At 68.6% G+C, this 15,550-nt stretch carries 13 protein-coding genes; 4 read left to right on the forward strand and 9 right to left on the reverse strand.

Annotated features, from left to right (window positions below):
• Positions 1-10: 10 nt before the first annotated feature.
• From V7Q42_RS10470 to V7Q42_RS10485, 4 genes are all read left to right on the forward strand, one after another.
• Positions 11-1,765 (forward strand): heme biosynthesis protein HemY, encoded by a 1,755-nt coding sequence (locus V7Q42_RS10470; protein ID WP_333823986.1) that lies wholly within the window; start codon positions 11-13, stop codon positions 1,763-1,765.
• Positions 1,766-1,906: 141 nt separating this feature from the next.
• Entirely contained in the window at positions 1,907-2,770 is an 864-nt protein-coding gene (locus tag V7Q42_RS10475) for a chorismate mutase (RefSeq protein WP_333823987.1), read from the forward strand.
• Between the two features lie 69 nt (positions 2,771-2,839).
• Complete coding sequence (hisC, locus tag V7Q42_RS10480) at positions 2,840-3,952, forward strand: histidinol-phosphate transaminase (RefSeq protein WP_442958183.1); 1,113 nt, start codon at positions 2,840-2,842, stop codon at positions 3,950-3,952.
• Positions 3,953-4,088: 136 nt separating this feature from the next.
• The gene (locus V7Q42_RS10485; protein ID WP_333823988.1) at positions 4,089-5,024 is read left to right on the forward strand and encodes a prephenate/arogenate dehydrogenase family protein; all 936 of its coding nucleotides are present in this window, start codon (positions 4,089-4,091) and stop codon (positions 5,022-5,024) included.
• Positions 5,025-5,477: 453 nt separating this feature from the next.
• Here V7Q42_RS10485 and V7Q42_RS10490 read toward each other — a convergent pair whose 3' ends face one another.
• The 9 genes from V7Q42_RS10490 to V7Q42_RS10530 form a co-directional block, all read right to left on the reverse strand.
• Positions 5,478-5,786, reverse strand: a complete 309-nt coding sequence (locus tag V7Q42_RS10490; protein WP_333823989.1) for a hypothetical protein — start codon at positions 5,784-5,786, stop codon at positions 5,478-5,480.
• Between the two features lie 128 nt (positions 5,787-5,914).
• A complete protein-coding gene (locus V7Q42_RS10495; RefSeq protein ID WP_333823990.1) occupies positions 5,915-6,586 on the reverse strand; it encodes a class II aldolase/adducin family protein in 672 nt (223 codons plus the stop codon).
• Positions 6,583-7,329 carry an amino acid ABC transporter ATP-binding protein gene (locus tag V7Q42_RS10500; protein ID WP_333823991.1) on the reverse strand — a complete coding sequence of 249 codons (747 nt, stop codon included), beginning with the start codon at positions 7,327-7,329 and terminating at the stop codon, positions 6,583-6,585. Before V7Q42_RS10500 ends, V7Q42_RS10495 begins: the two co-directional genes overlap by 4 nt.
• Before the next feature lie 17 nt (positions 7,330-7,346).
• A complete protein-coding gene (locus tag V7Q42_RS10505) occupies positions 7,347-8,477 on the reverse strand; it encodes an amino acid ABC transporter permease (protein ID WP_333823992.1) in 1,131 nt (376 codons plus the stop codon).
• Positions 8,478-8,623: 146 nt separating this feature from the next.
• Positions 8,624-9,481, reverse strand: a complete 858-nt coding sequence (locus V7Q42_RS10510; protein ID WP_333823993.1) for an ABC transporter substrate-binding protein — start codon at positions 9,479-9,481, stop codon at positions 8,624-8,626.
• 150 nt (positions 9,482-9,631) lie between these two features.
• Entirely contained in the window at positions 9,632-11,245 is a 1,614-nt protein-coding gene (locus V7Q42_RS10515) for a phytoene desaturase family protein (RefSeq protein WP_333823994.1), read from the reverse strand.
• A gap of 78 nt (positions 11,246-11,323) precedes the next feature.
• A complete protein-coding gene (locus tag V7Q42_RS10520; RefSeq protein ID WP_333823995.1) occupies positions 11,324-12,514 on the reverse strand; it encodes an aromatic ring-hydroxylating oxygenase subunit alpha in 1,191 nt (396 codons plus the stop codon).
• A gap of 149 nt (positions 12,515-12,663) precedes the next feature.
• Entirely contained in the window at positions 12,664-14,049 is a 1,386-nt protein-coding gene (locus V7Q42_RS10525; RefSeq protein ID WP_333823996.1) for a sensor histidine kinase, read from the reverse strand.
• Positions 14,033-15,547 (reverse strand): sigma-54-dependent transcriptional regulator, encoded by a 1,515-nt coding sequence (locus V7Q42_RS10530; protein ID WP_333823998.1) that lies wholly within the window; start codon positions 15,545-15,547, stop codon positions 14,033-14,035. The genes V7Q42_RS10525 and V7Q42_RS10530 overlap by 17 nt, the downstream gene beginning before the upstream one ends.
• Positions 15,548-15,550: the final 3 nt, after the last annotated feature.

Raw genomic sequence — 15,550 nt, forward strand, 5'->3', positions numbered from 1 at the left:
GGTCTGAACGATGATCCGGCTCCTCTTCTTCTTCGCCGCGCTCGTCGCCCTGGCCTTCGGCTTCGCTTGGCTGGCCGATCGTCCGGGCGAGGTGACCTTCGCCTGGCAGGGCTATCGCATCGAGACCGACGTGATGACCGCGGCCATCGGCGCCCTGGTGGCCCTGGTGGCGGTGATCTTCATCCTCGCCCTCCTCCGGGGGATCTGGAACACGCCCGGGGCGATCGGTTCCTTCTTCGGCCGCCGTCGCCGCGAGAAGGGCTGGACGGCCCTGTCGCGCGGCATGATCGCGGTCGGCGCCGGCGATCTCGGCGGCGCCATCAAGGCGAGCGGCGAGGCGCGCCAGATCCTCGGCAACGAGCCGCTGGCGCTGTTGCTCGAGGCGCAGTCGGCGCAGCTCATCGGCGACCGGAGCGGCGCCAAGAAGGCCTTCGAGCGGATGCTCGAGACGCCGGCCACCCGCCTCCTCGGCATGCGCGGCCTCTATGTCGAGGCGGTGCGCTGGGGCGACGGCGAGGCGGCGGCGCGCTATGCCGCATCGGCCAACACCGCGGCGCCGAAGCTCGCCTGGGCGGCCCATGCGCTGGTCGAATATCGTTCGCAGGCGTGCGACTGGATGGGGGCGCTCGAGACCATCGATCGCAACCGGCGCAACGGCATCGTCGACAAGCCGACGGCCAAGCGGCTCCGGGCGGTGGTCTTGACGGGCGACGGGCTGGAGCGCGAACAGGGCCATCCGGACGTGGTGCGCGGCAATGCGCTCGAGGCGCACGGGCTCGCCCCGGATCTGGTGCCGGCGGCATGTCTGGCGGCGCGGCTGCTCGGTCGCGCCGGCGACCTGAAGAAGGCGGCCAAGGTGCTGGAGGCGACGTGGAAGCTCGACCCGCATCCCGAGATCGCCGAAACCTATGCGCATCTGCGCGCCGGTGACAGCGCCAAGGATCGGCTGACGCGGATCCGCGACCTGATCAAGGTGCGCGCCCATCACCCCGAATGCGCCCTGGCGCTGGCGCGGGCCGAGATCGACGCCCACGAATTCGACGCGGCGCGCAAGACGCTCGAGCCGTTCCTGGTGCAGGCGCCGTCGAAGCGGGTCTGCCTGTTGATGGCGGAGCTGGAGCAGAACGAGCACGGCGGAGCCGGGGCGACGCGCGCCTGGCTCGCCCGCGCCGTCTCGGCGCCGCGCGACAAGGCCTGGGTGGCGGACGGCTGGGTGTCGGATCACTGGATGCCGGTGTCGCCGATCTCGGGCAAGCTCGACGCCTTCGAGTGGAAGCTGCCGCCGGAGGACGTCACCACGGCGCCGCTCGCCGATCTCTTCGACGAGCCGACCGAGACGCTCACCGCGTCGGGCAGCGTCGTGCCGCTCGAGGCGCCGAAGGCGGCGCGCGAGGCGATCGCCGCCAAGGCTGAGACGATCGAGGCGGAAGTGATCGAGCCGGAGAAGCCGGCGGTCGCGCCGGCGCCTGCGCCGACCCCGGCGGCGAAGCCGGAAGCGAAGGCGGCGGAAGCGAAGCCGATCGAGGCGAGCGCACCGGCGGTGGAGGCGAAGCCGGTGGTGGTCGAGGCGAAGCCGGTCGAGGTGCCGCCGGCCGCCCCTGTGGCCGAACCGGCTCCCGCGGTTCCGATCGAGGCGGCCACCGTCGTGACGACGCCGGTCGAGGTCGCGTCGTCGCAGGACCCCGAGATCCCGCCGCCGCCGGACGATCCGGGTACGGACGACGTGGCGCCGGCGCCGAAGAAGCGCTTCAAGCTCTTCGGCTGACGGCGCGGCAGGAGGGTGCGGTCGGCGATGTCGGCCGCATCCGCGTTGCCGTCTTCGATGCCGTCTTCGGCGTAGTCTTGATTCTGGGGCCGCATCGCTTATGAACGACGCGGCTCAGAGAGTGAGGCGGGCGGGCAGGCCATGACCGAGACGATCGATCCGGCCCAGCGGCTCGCGGGCCTCCGACGGGAAATCGACACGATCGACGAGGAGATCCATCGTCTCCTCGTGGCGCGGTCGGCCATCATCGACGAGTTGATCAAGGTGAAGGGCACCGCGGTGTCCGGCGCTGCTTTCCGCCCGGCGCGCGAGGCCGACATGATGCGCCGTCTGGTGGCGCGCCATCGCGGCATCCTGCCGATCGCCACGGTCGAACATTTCTGGCGCGAGATCGTCTCGACCTTCACCTTCCTGCAGGCCCACTACGAGGTCTACATGGACGGCGGACGCGATCCGGTCGCCATGCGCGATCTCGCCCGCTTCTATTTCGGCTTCACCGTGCCGGCGCATCTCGTCGCCGGCCCGGACGAGGTCATCGACGCGGTGGCGCGATCGGTCTCCGATCTCGGCATCGTCCGCCAGTCGCAGCCCTCCTGGGTCGGCGCGTGGTGGAACCGGCTCGGTGGCGACGGCCCGCGCATCATCGCACGTCTGCCCTACATCCTGTTCGAGGGACGGGTCGCCGATCTGCCGGCGCTCGTGCTCTCCAACCCGATCTCGGAAGCGGTCGGACCGGAGATCCTCGTCCACGCCTTCACCGGCGTCGGCGACCGCGATCCCTCCGATGCCCTGGAGACGGCCGGATTCGAGCTCCTGGCTCGCTTCGACCAGGGCCTTCGCACCGATTTCCTGGTGGCGAGCCCGGCGGAGACGCCGATCGAGGCGGTCACCGCGGCCTTCGCCACGGCCGGGGTCGAGGCCCGTACGCCGCGGCTCGTCGGCGGCTATCCGGCACCGATCCGACACGCCGGGCCGGGCGGCATCGCGCCGATCACGGACGACTGATCGTCCGACCGCGAGCCCCCCGGCAGCCCGTTCGAGCCCCTACCGCTTCCTCTCGACGAGAGATCGACGATGACGACCGACATTCTCCGCTCCGAGCGCCCGGTTCCCCGCGCCGGCGTCCTCGACATCGCCGCCTACGTGCCCGGCAAGTCCAAGGCGACCGGCGGCGGCAAGATCCACAAGCTCTCCTCCAACGAGACGCCGCTCGGCCCCAGCCCCAAGGCGATGGCCGCCTATGCCGCGGCGGCCGAGAAACTGGCGCTCTATCCGGAAGACACCGCCCCGTCGCTGCGCGAGGCCATCGGCCGGGTGATGGGACTGGCGCCCGAGCGCCTCATCTGCGGCACCGGGTCGGACGAGATGCTGACCCTCGTCACCCACGCCTACGTCGGCCCCGGCGACGAGGGGATCTACTCGGCGCACGGCTTCCTGGTCTATCCGATCGCCATCACCGCGGCGGGCGGAACGCCGGTGAAGGTGCCGGAGAAGAACCTGACGGCCGATGTCGACGCGATGCTGGCAGCGGTGACCGAGCGGACGAAGATCGTCTTCCTCGCCAATCCCAACAATCCGACCGGCACCTATCTGCCGTTCGACGAGGTGAAGCGGTTGGCGAACGGTCTGCCGAAGCACGTCGTCCTGGTGCTCGACGCGGCCTATGCCGAATACGTTCGCCGCAACGACTACGAGGCCGGCATCGAACTGGTGTCGACGTCGGACAACGTGGTGATGACCCGGACCTTCTCGAAGATCTTCGGGCTCGCCGGGGCGCGTCTGGGCTGGCTCTACGGGCCGGCGCACATCGTCGACGCAATGAACCGCATCCGGGCGCCGTTCAACGTCTCGACCGCGGCGATCGCCGCCGGCATCGCCGCCATCGAGGACCGCGACCACGTCCGCGCCGCCGCCGACCACAACGAGACGTGGCTCGTCGAGGTGACGCGGCGGCTCACCGACCTCGGCCTGACGGTGACGCCGTCGGTGGCGAATTTCGTGCTCGTCCACTTCCCCGACGCGCCGGGCGAGCGGGCGGCGGACGCCGACGCCTTCCTGCTCGAGCGCGGCATCATCGTGCGCCGGGTGGAGGCCTACGGCTTTCCCAACGCGCTGCGCGTCACCATAGGCACGAGGGAAGCGAACGAGGCCCTGATCGCGGCGCTCGCCGCCTTCCTGGGTAAGTGATGCCGGGCTCATGATGTTCGGACATGTCCGAATTTCATGAGCGTCACGGCCCGACCGGCCGACGCCGGTTCGGGCTCGCCTTCACTCACGAAGTTCCGGCAAGTCGGAACTTCGTGAGTTCGGAAAGAGGTTCGAGATGACCGCGGAAGCGAAGACCCCGATGTTCGAGCGCGTGGCGCTGGTCGGCATCGGTCTCATCGGCTCCTCGCTCGCCCGGGTGATCCGGCGCGAGGGGCTGGCGCGCGAGATCGTGATCTCGACTCGGCGGGCGGAGACGCTGGCGCGCACCGAAGAACTCGGGCTCGGCGACCGCTACATCCGGGATGCCGGCGCCGCCGTCGAGGGGGCCGATCTGGTGATCGTCTCGGTGCCGGTCGGCGCCTCGGGGGAGGTCGCCCAAGCGATCGGGCGGCATCTGAAGCCGGGGGCGATCGTCTCGGACGTCGGCTCGGTCAAGGCCGACGTGGTCCGGCAGATGGCGCCGCATCTACCGCCGCACGTGCATTTCGTCCCCGCCCATCCGGTGGCCGGCACCGAGCATTCGGGACCGGACGCGGGCTTCGCCGAGCTTTTCGAGAACCGCTGGTGCATCGTCACGCCGCCCACCGGGGCGGATGCGGGCGCGGTGGAGAGGCTCGTCGGCTTCTGGAAGGCGTGCGGCTCGAAGGTCGAGACGATGTCGCCGGAGCACCACGACATGGTGCTCGCCATCACCTCGCACATTCCGCATCTCATCGCCTACAACATCGTCGGCACGGCGGCCGACCTTGAGACGGTGACGCAGTCGGAGGTGATCAAGTTCTCCGCCGGCGGCTTCCGCGACTTCACCCGCATCGCGGCGTCCGATCCGACGATGTGGCGCGACGTCTTCCTCCACAACAAGGAGGCGGTGCTGGAGATGCTCGGCCGCTTCATCGAGGATCTCTTCGTGCTGCAGCGGGCGATCCGCTACGGCGACGGCGACACGCTGTTCCGCCAGTTCACCGAGACCCGCGCCATCCGCCGCGGCATTCTCGACATCGGCCAGGACACGGCGGCGCCGGACTTCGGCCGCGTGCCGAAGAAGGATTGAAATTTCACGATACTCGATCTTGAATAGCTCGGTATGCATCCCGAGATAGTAGGGTAACGGCGCATCTCGTTCCGCAAGAGGAACGGGGAAGTGTCTCGAATAGCTAGAATACTGAGAGGTTACAAGATGTAGCGAGTCCAGCCACCGTATATCGATATATATCGCCGAAATTTAGGCGATTTTTTTGATATAATGCGGTGGCGCCCAGGTTCTTTCAATCGCCACCGCTCCTCAGGTAAAGAGACAAAGGAGCACTGGCAATGGTAAAGAAACCCTTGGGTTCGCGAATAAAGGCGCTGTTCGACTTGGTCGATGCCGTTTCCGCGTTGTACGACTATATGCGGGAGACGGATTGGACGAGTGTTTGGTATACGTTGACTTCGTTCTGGCCATTCTAAGGTCAAAGAGTTTCAAAGCCCCCCGCGCCTCTTATGGCGCGGGGCTTTTATTTTTTCAGCCGGATTCCTCGTAGCGGCGGCGCAGTTCCGCCGCGGCCCAGTTGGCGCGGGTCTGCTCGACCGGCGCAACGTTGTGGGCCGCGCAGTAGAACATGAAGGACTCGATATCGAAGCGGATGCGGATGACCTTGCCGCCCTGGGCGGCGACCTCGGCCTCGATCTTCTTCGCCGCCTTGAGCCATTCCGCATAGGTGTCGAACAACACCTCGGGATCCGCCATCGCGGCGCGGGCCTCGTCGTAGTCGTCGCGGAGGAACCAGCAGAAGCCGTAGACGCGCAGCGGGGCTTCGGGCTTTTTGTTCATCGGTGGGATCTCGGGTCTGGCGCGGCGCGCGGGGGGATCGACGTTTCGACCGGACACCTAACCCCGCCCCGCCGACAAATCAACGGTCCGGACCGCCGCGCTCGGCGCGGGGCGCTCGCCCGCTCCCCTCACTTCGACCCGTAATCGGCGAATTTCGCGGTGGCTTCGGCGATCTCGGCGTCGGAGAGGATGACCGGGCCGCCGATCAGCAGGCTCTGGTGGTACTGGAAGGCGAGCGTCTCCATCTCCACCGCCAGCCACAGGGCGCGGGCGAGCGTCGGCGCCACGGTGATGCCGCCGTGGTTGGCCAGGAGACAACCGTTGCGGCCGTCGAGGGCGGCGAGCGCTTCGCGCGACAGCTCCTCGGTGCCGAAGGTGGCGTAGCCGGAGCAACGGATCGTCGGGCCGCCGAAACCGGCGATCATGTAGTGCACCGCCGGGATCGGGCGGCGGGCGATGGCGAGGGTCGTCACGTAGGGCGAATGGGTGTGGACCACGGCGTTCACATCCGGCCGCGCCCGCAGAATGTCGCGGTGGAAGCGCCATTCGGTGGAGGGCTTGCGGGGCCCTTCCCAGGCGCCGGTGTCGTCGGCGAGGTCGATCTTCGCGACGAGATCCGGGGTGAGATCGGCGGGGGCGACGGCACTCGGGGTGATCAGAAGCGTATCGCCGAAGCGCAGCGACAGGTTGCCCGAGGCGCTGCGATTGAGGCGGCTCGCATCGAGCCGGCGCATGGCGGCGGCGATCGCCGCGCGGGCCTCCGCCTCGCTCGTCGGCAACGTGGAGTGGGACGCGCTCACAGCCGTCCCGCCTCGATGATGCGCTCGAGGAAGGCGCGGGTGCGTTCGTTCTTCGGCTCGGAGAAGATCTGTTCGGGCGGGCCCTCCTCGTGGACCACGCCGCCGTAGAGGAAGCAGACCTTCGAGGCGACCTCGCGGGCGAAGCCCATTTCGTGGGTGGCGAGCACCATGGTCATGCCTTCGCGCGACAGGTCGCGGACGATGTTGAGCACTTCGGAGACCAGTTCGGGGTCGAGCGCCGAGGTGATCTCGTCGAGGAGCAGGACGATCGGATCCATCGCCAGCGCCCGGACGATCGCCACGCGCTGCTGTTGGCCGCCGGAGAGGCGATCGGGGTATTCGAGCGCCTTCTGATCGAGCTGGATGCGGGCGAGGAGCTCCATCGCCCGGTCCTTGGCCTCGGCGCGCGACTGGCCGAGCACCTTGATCGGCGCGGCGGTGACGTTGTCGAGCACGCTCATGTGCGGGAAGAGGTTGAACGACTGGAAGACGATGCCGACGTCGCGCCGCAGCGCGTCGAGGTCGACGCCGGGGCCGGAGACGCGGTCGCCGTGGAGGCGGATCTCGCCGTTGTCGATCGGTTCCAGGCCATTGATGCAGCGCAGCAGCGTGGACTTGCCGCAACCGGAGGGGCCGATCAGGCAGACGACCTGATGCTCCTCGATGTCGAGGGTGACGCCGTTGAGGACGGGGACCACCCCGCCGTAGGCCTTGTGGACGTCGCGGACTTCGACGAGAGCCATCTCGAGTTCTCCCCGCCTCAGCTTCCGGTCCGCATGCGCTTCTGATCGCGTTCGATCAGTTTGTCGACGAGGCGGCCCTGGGGAATGGTGATGAGGACGAAGAGCGCCGCCACCACGGTCACCGCGGAGAGCGAGAAGTGGTTGGCGGCGATGATCTTCGACTGATTGAAGGCGTCGATGGTGCCGAGCACGAGGACGAGCGAGGTGTCCTTCTGCAGCGAGATGAAGTCGTTGAGGAGCGGCGGAACGATGCGCCGCAGCGCCTGCGGCACGACGACGAAGCGCAGCGTCTGGCCGTAGGAGAAGCCGAGCGAGCGGGAAGCCGCGGTCTGGCTCCAGTGGACGCTCTCGATGCCGGAGCGATAGACCTCGGAGACATAGGCGCCGTAGGTCAGCGTCAGCGCCAGGATGGCGAACATGGTCGGGGTCATGTCGCGCAGGATCGGCAGGTCGGCGCTCGGTAGGCCGAAGCCGACGAGATAGATCGAGATGATCGCCGGCAGGCCGCGGAAGAGGTCGACATAGGCCGTGGCGATGAGCCGGACCGGCGCGCCGGCGCGACCGGGCGCGAGGCGGGCGACGGCGATCAGCAGGCCCCAGATCAGCACCAGGATCTCCGCCGCGGTGAAGATCTTGATGTTCTCCCAGAAGGCGACGACGACCAGATGGAAAGTCTCGCCCATGACGTGAAAGTCGAGGAAGATTCGGCCGACGGCGATGTCGTTGGAGATGACGAAGAGGCCGAAGAGGAAGACGATCGCCGCCGCCACCGAGTAGCCGACGGCGATCCACGACTTCTCTCGTGCCTCGGCGGTGGTGGCGCGGGCCTCGGCGATGTCGGTGACGACGAGGGCGCGGGCGCGCCGGGCGGCGGCGTAGCCGCGCCACGCCGGCAGGAAGAGCACGAAGGTCGCCGCCGCGACGGCGTAGAGCAGGACGTCGACGGTGAGTGAGGTGAATTCGAGGGTGACGAGCGCGTCGTGGATCGACGAGGCGGTGTAGAACGCCAGGGCGACGGTGGTCGTGACGCCGGCGAGTGCGGCGGTGGCGAGGCCGATCGCCGATTTCGGCGGCGCCGGCTTCCACTGGCGTGTGGGGCGCGGCGCCGGCGTTCGGTCGACGGGGGCGGCGGCGGGGGTATCGTCCATCGAAGATCGTCTCGTCGTTGCGGAGATCGCGTCCGATCTCCATCGACCCCCGCCGGCACCGTCGCGGGCCGGTCGGCAGGGGCCTCATGCGACGGCGGACGGCGCGAGAGCACCGTCCGCCGGAACATCGGACCCGGCGCCGAGGCTCAGGGCTTGAAGTAGGGGATCTTGTTGGGATCGGCGCCCCAGGAGGCGGCGAGATACTTGGCCGAGAGCTTCTTGGTGGTGCCGTCGGCGATGAGCGCGGCGATCACCTTGTCGATGGTCTCGGCATTGGCCGAGTTCTTCGGGAAGAGCGCGCCGTACTGCTCGCCGGTCTTGTACTGACCGATGACCTCCATCTTGCCCTTCGACTCGGCCGCCTGGCCGAGAACGATGGCGGTGTCGGTCATGACGACGTCGACCTGATTGGCCATCAGCGCGGTGAACATCGACGGCGTGTCGGGGAACACCTTGGCCTGGGTCTTGGGCTTCAGCGCATCGGTGACGAAGTCGGTGCCGGTGGTGCCCTGCTGGACGCCGATGCGCAGGCCCTTCATGTCGGCGCTGCCGTACTTCTTGCCCTTCTTGGCGAGGACGCCGACGTCGGAGTCGAAGTAGGGAACCGAGAAGCGGACCACTTCCTTGCGCTTGTCGGTGATCGAAATCTGCGACAGGGCGATGTCGAAGTCCTTGGTGTTGCCGGCGACGAGAGCGTCGAAGTCGACGTTGACCAGCTTCACCTTGTCGAGACCGAGGCGCCAGGCGATGTTGGCGGCGAGGCAATACTCGTAGCCGTCCTTGATGGTCTCGGGCGTGTCGCCGTTGTTCCAGCCGGGCGCCGGCAGGTTCGACTGGTAGGTCAGCTGGCCGGCGACGGCGGGCGTGATCGAGAACTCGCCCTTCTTACCGGTCACCTCGCACTTGTCGATCATGTTGGCGGCCTGGGCCGCGCCGGCGACGGTGGTCAGAGCCGCGAAGGCGGCGACGGCGACGCCGGTACGAAATTTCGACGTGAAAGTCATGAGAGGGTGCCCCATGTGGCGAATGGCTTCGTTCCCGGCGGGTGCCGGGACCGTGGGGGCATGTTAGCGCCGAAATCGGAGATGGGAACCGGGAAATACCTTTCGCCGCAGGGGAATCTGCGGGAGGTTCTTTCCGCTCCGCCGCTCGGCTCACCCTTTCGCCACCCGTCCGCGCCGGATGTCGCGGAGGATCTCTCGCGCCGCGTTGTGGCCGGGGGCGCCGGTGACGCCGCCACCGGGATGGGTGCCCGAGCCGCACATGTAGAGACCGGCGAGGGGGCTTCGATGGTCGGCGTGGCCCATGACCGGGCGGGCCGAGAACATCTGATCGAGGCCGAGGGCGCCGTGGAAGATGTCGCCGCCGACGAGGCCGAACTTGCGCTCGAGATCGAGCGGCGAGTGGATCTGGCGGGCGATCACCGACTCGGCGAAGCCGGGGGCGTGGGCGTCGACGGTGGCGACCATCAGATCGGCCACCTCTTCGCGGTGGTCGTCCCAGGAGCGGCCGTCGGAAAGCTCGGGGGCGACGTGCTGGCAGAAGAGCGAGGCGACGTGCTGCCCCTCGGGGGCGAGGCTCGGGTCGAGGGTCGAGGGGATCAGCATCTCGACGACCGGGGCCTTCGACCAACCGCCGCGGCGGGCGTCGATCCAGGCGTCCTCCATGTAGGCGAGCGACGGAGCGATCACGATGCCGGAGGTGTGGTGCTCGGCGAGGTCGCGGCCGGGGAGCGAGGTGAAGGACGGCAGCTCGGAGAGCGCCACGTTCATGCGGAAGGTGCCGGAGCCGGAGCGCCAGGAGGCGATGCGCGCGCGGAAGTCGGCGGGCAGCGCCGCCGGATCGATCAGCTTCTCGAAGGTGAGTTTGGGGTGGAGGTTGGAGACGACCATACGGGCGCGGATCGTTTCTCCGGCCTCGGTGACGACACCGACGGCGCGACCGCGCTCGGTGAGGATCTCGCGGACCTTCGCGCCGGTGCGGATCTCGGCGCCGCGGGCTTGCGCCGAGCGGGCCATCGCCTGGGTGATCGCCCCCATGCCGCCGAGCGCATGGCCCCAGACGCCGCGCTTGCCGTTCACTTCGCCGAAGCAGTGGTGGAGCAGCACATAAGCCGTGCCGGCGGCGTAGGGGGAGGCGTAGTTGCCGACGATGCCGTCGAAGCCGTAGATCGCCTTGATCGGATCGCTCTCGAACCACTGGTCGAGATAGTCGCCGGCGGAGCGGGTGAAGATCTCCAAGAGGTCGCGCTGCCCCTCGAGATCGAGGCGGCGGAAGCGGTTGGCGACCTTTCCGGCGGCGAGGAGCTCGCCGATCATGGCGAGGAGGCCCTGGCCGGTGGCGACGTTGGGCGGCGTCTCCAGCACGAGTTCGCGCAGCACGTCGGCCATGCGGTCGAGGCGGTCGCCGTAGGCGTCGAGGCGCTCGGCGTCCTTCGCCGAGAACTTGGCGACTTCCGACTTGGTGCGCCCGGCGCCGACCTTCAGGTATCGTCCGTCGGGCAGCGGCAGGAAGTTGGAGAGCTTGCGCTCGACCACGGTGAGGCCGTGTTTCGCCAGTTCGAGATCGGCGATCACCTTGGGGTTGAGCAGCGACACGGTGTAGGCGGCGACCGAATTGCGGAAGCCGGGGTGGAACTCCTCGGTGACGGCACAGCCGCCGACCACGTCGCGGGCCTCCAGCACCGTCACCTTCAAGCCGGTGGCGGCGAGATAGCCGGCTGTCACCAGACCGTTGTGGCCGCCGCCGATCACGATCACGTCGCGCATGGGATCATCCGATCGTTGCTTCGTCCCGTCGCATCGGGACGTTGGATGTCGTCGTCGCCCGGCCGGGGGCCGGATCCTTCATCGATTTCCGGCCCGCCGCAGGCTCCAGCCGCGCGGTGGGGCGCGGTCGAGGCGGGCTTCCGGCACCAGCCGACGGGTCTTGGTGGCGAAGTGCTTCAGGCACACTTCTTCGGCGCCGAGCGGGCCGACCTCGTAGGCGCGCGAGCCCATACCGGCCTGGACGCGATTGACGAGGTCGGTGTCCTCGGCGTTGACCAGCCGATTGATGCGCCAGTTGAGCCAGCGCGCCGCCTTCATCTCGCGACGGTCGTCGGGGAAGACGTAGGCGATCTCGCGGATCATCGTCTCGGTCGCCGAGACGGGGACGAACTGCATGAAATCGACCTGATCGGGATAGATGTCGAAGGCGACGTTGGGCCACAGGCGGAAGTAGGTCCACAACCGTTTGCGCTCGGCCGGCAGGTGGGCGACGTCGGGCAGCAGGCGCTGATAGAGGCGCTCGGAAAGGTTCTCCGACGGGTCGTCGCGCAGCTGGCCCCACATCTTGTCGACCCATTCGGTCGCTTCGATGCGGTAGCCCTTGCCGAAGAGGCGGGTGAGGCCGGGGTGGGCGATGGGGATGTGGAGCGAATCCGAGTAGTTGTCGGCGATGTTCTTCCAATTGACGGCGCGCGGGCGCAGCGTCACCCGGCCGTGCGGGACGAGGTCCTCGAAGCGGTAGGGCGCCACCTCGTGCTCGTAGGGGCTCATCATCTCGGCGACCGAGGGACCACCGCTCTCCAGCCGGACGAAGACGAAGCCGTGCCAGATCTCCATCTCGACCGGCTTCAGACCGAGGTCGGCGGGGTCGACGGCGAAGCTCTTGCGGAACGGCAGGCCGACGAGCCGGCCCTCGAGGTCGTAGCTCCAGGCGTGATAGGGGCACATCATGGTGCGCCCGCAGTTGCCGTGGGTGCCGTCGAGGATGCGCGCGGCGCGATGGCGGCAGACGTTGTGGAAGGCGCGGACCTCTCCGTCGTCGCCGCGCACCACGACGATGTGCTCGCCGATGAAATCGAAGGTCTGGAAGTCGCCGGGGTCGGGCACATCGGCGAGATGGCAGACCACCTGCCAGGACGGGCGCAGCACCTCGTCGCATTCGACGGCGAAATATTCGGGATCGCGATAGATCCACGCCGGTAGACTGACGGCCCGGGTGATCGAGGCTTCGTCGGTCGGGATCACCGGATCGATCGAATCTTCCCTCATGCCGCCCCCTCGCGTCGCCCTCGCCGAGCCCTCCGAGCGGAGTGGCACGCTTGTGAGACAGTCGTACAACGAGGCGAGGGCGTCAAGGGTGGCGGAGGGGTGGCCACCCGGTCGCGGGAAGCACGTGCGTGAACGACGTGACCCGCGTCTCACCCGCCGGCGCCGGCCCCGGGTGGGGCGTGGCGGGGGAGGGTGAGGCGGAAGACGGCGCCGCCTTCGGGGCGGTTGGCGGCGGTGAGCGAGCCGCCGTGGTCGCGGGCGATGGAATAGGAGATCCACAGGCCGAGGCCGGTGCCCTCACCCACCGTCTTGGTGGTGAAGAAGGGTTCGAAGATCTTGTCGGCGACCTCGTCGGCGATGCCGGCGCCGTCGTCGGCGACTTCGATCACCACCTCGCCGTCCTGCGACCGGGAGGTGATGGTGATGTGCGGATCGGCGGCGGCGCGAACCGCGTCGAGGGCGTTGTCGATGAGGTTGATCAGCACCTGGTGGATCTGGCCCTCCTGCCCCTCGACCGTCAGGCCCGGCTCGATGTCGGTGTCGAGGCGGGCGCGGACGTTCTTGGCGCGGACGGCCCAGTGGGCCGCGGTGCCGATCAGGCGGGTGAGGTCGATCGCTTCGCGCTGGTTGGAGCGCGAGAAGGAGAGCCGACGCAGGTTCTTGACGATCTCGGAGATGCGCACCGCGCCTTCGAGCGTCCCCTCGATCAGCGGTCCGAGATCGGCGAGGACGGCGTCGATGCGCGCCTCGCGATCGAGGCGGGCGACGGCGCGCGGGTCGGCGAGCCCGCGCAGGTCGTGGATGTAGGTCTCGAGGTTGCGGCGGTAGCGCTCGAGGGTGTGGATGTTGCCGTAGACGAAGCTGATCGGGTTGTTGAGTTCGTGGGCGACGCCGGCGACCAGACGGCCGAGGCTCGCCATCTTCTCCTGCTCGACCAGCTTGCGCTGGGCCTGTTGCAGCTCGAGGTGGGCCTTGTGGAGGGCCTCGTAGGCGCGGCGCAGCTCGCCGATCGGCCGACCGGTGAGCACCGCACCGACGCGTCGGCCGTTGTGATCGAAGCGGGCCGAACAGTTGACCGCCATCAGATCGGAGGGGCCGACGGGGGTGCGGAAAGAGAGTTCGAGTTCGCGCACCTCGCCTTCGGCGCCGGAGACGAGGGCGGCGCGGGCCCGCGCCGCGTCGCTCTCCACCACCAGTTCGGTGAGCGGTCGGCCGACGAGTTCGGTGGACGGGCGGGCGATCAGGCGGACGAAGGCGGGATTGACCTGGACCACCACGCCACGGTCGTCGACCACCACCAGGATGTCGGAGACCGAGGCGATCACCGACGAGATGAAGCCCTCGGCCGCCTCGAGTTCGGAGTTCTTGGCCTCGAGATCGACCTCGTAGCGCAGGAGATCGGAATAGACCGCGTCCATCTTGGCGATGACGTCGATCCACATCGCCTCGCCTTCGCCGTCGAGCGCCGGTTCCTCGCCGGGCATGACGTGGGCGAGCAGGTTCTCGGGACGACGCGGATCAGTCTCGGTCGTCATCCTCGAAATCCCGCTTCAGATCGTAGCGGTGGATCTTGGCGCGCAGGCCGACCCGCGACAAGCCGAGTTCGGCGGCGACGCGCGAGATGTTGCCGCCGAGCCGATCGAGGGTCTCGGCGATCACCTGCTTCTCCAATGCCTCCACGCGATCCTTGAGCTGCAGGCGGCCGTCGGCCATCGGCGACGGCGCGGCGCAGGCGTCGCCCGGTGCGGCGATGCGGGGCGAGAGGAGGTGGGGTTCGAGCGGGCGGTCGCCGTCGGAGAGGGCGACCATGCGCTGGATCTCGTTGTGGAGCTCGCGCACGTTGCCGGGCCAATCGTAGGCCATGAGGGCCGTCACGGTCGCCGGCTCGAAGCCGGGAACTTCGCGGCGGAAGGACTGGTTGACCTCGGCGAGGATGCGATCGGCGATCGGCGGCACATCCATCGGCCGCTCGGCGAGCGAGGGCAGATGGATGGGGAAGGCGGCGAGGCGATAGTAGAGATCGCGACGGAAGCGGCCGGCGTCGACGTCGGCGAGGAGGTCGCGGTTGGTGGCGGCGACGACGCGGACGTCGACTTTGCGGGTGCGTTGGGCGCCGAGCGGGCGGATCTCGCCCTCCTGGAGGACGCGCAACAGCTTGACCTGGAAGGCGGGCGAGGTCTCGCCGATCTCGTCGAGGAAGATGGTGCCGCCGTCGGCGACCTCGAAGAGGCCGATGCGGTCCTGATAGGCGCCGGTGAAGGCGCCCTTCTTGCAGCCGAAGAGTTCGCTTTCCAGCAATTCGTCGGGCAACGCGCCGCAGTTCTCGACGACGAAGGCCTGTTCGGCGCGGCCCGAGCCGTGATGGATGGCGCGGGCGAGGAGTTCCTTACCCGTCCCCGAGGCGCCGGTGATCAGCACCGAGATGTCGTATTCGGTGGCGCGGCGGGCGAGCGCCAGGACGCCGGCGACCGGGCTCGTCGGCTGGTGGACGATGCGGTCGAATTCCCAGAAGCGGCGTTCCGCCTTGCGCTTGTCGGCGACCACCTTCGTCAGGCGCTCGCGGCTCGGTTTGGTGTCGAGCGGGGCGGCGCCGGTCTCGCGTTGCAGCTTGTAGAGGGTGGCGGCCTCGCGCACCGAGGCGACGAGCTTCTCCGGGTGCCAGGGCTTGGTGATGTAGTGGTAGATGCCGGCCTCGTTGACGCCGGCGATGATGTCCTCCGAGTCGGTGTAGCCGGAGATGATCATGCGGACCGGGTCGGGCCACTGATCGCGGACGCGCTTGAGGAAGTCGACGCCGTTCTCGCCGGGCATGCGCTGGTCGCAGAGGATGACCTGCACCATCTCGCCGGCCAGCACCTCGGCGGCCTCCTCGGCGCCGCGTACCGAGATGACCTCGAACTCCTCGGCGAGGACGCGGCGGATCGCTTCGAGCGAGCGGATCTCGTCGTCGATGACGAGCACGGTGGCGCCGCTGCCCGGGCTCGAGGCGGGGCGGCGATGGGCGTGGGTGTCGCGGATCGGGTCGTGGGGCATGGG

The sequence above is a fragment of the Pinisolibacter sp. genome, from assembly GCF_036782435.1.
Taxonomy (GTDB): domain Bacteria; phylum Pseudomonadota; class Alphaproteobacteria; order Rhizobiales; family Ancalomicrobiaceae; genus CALBKH01.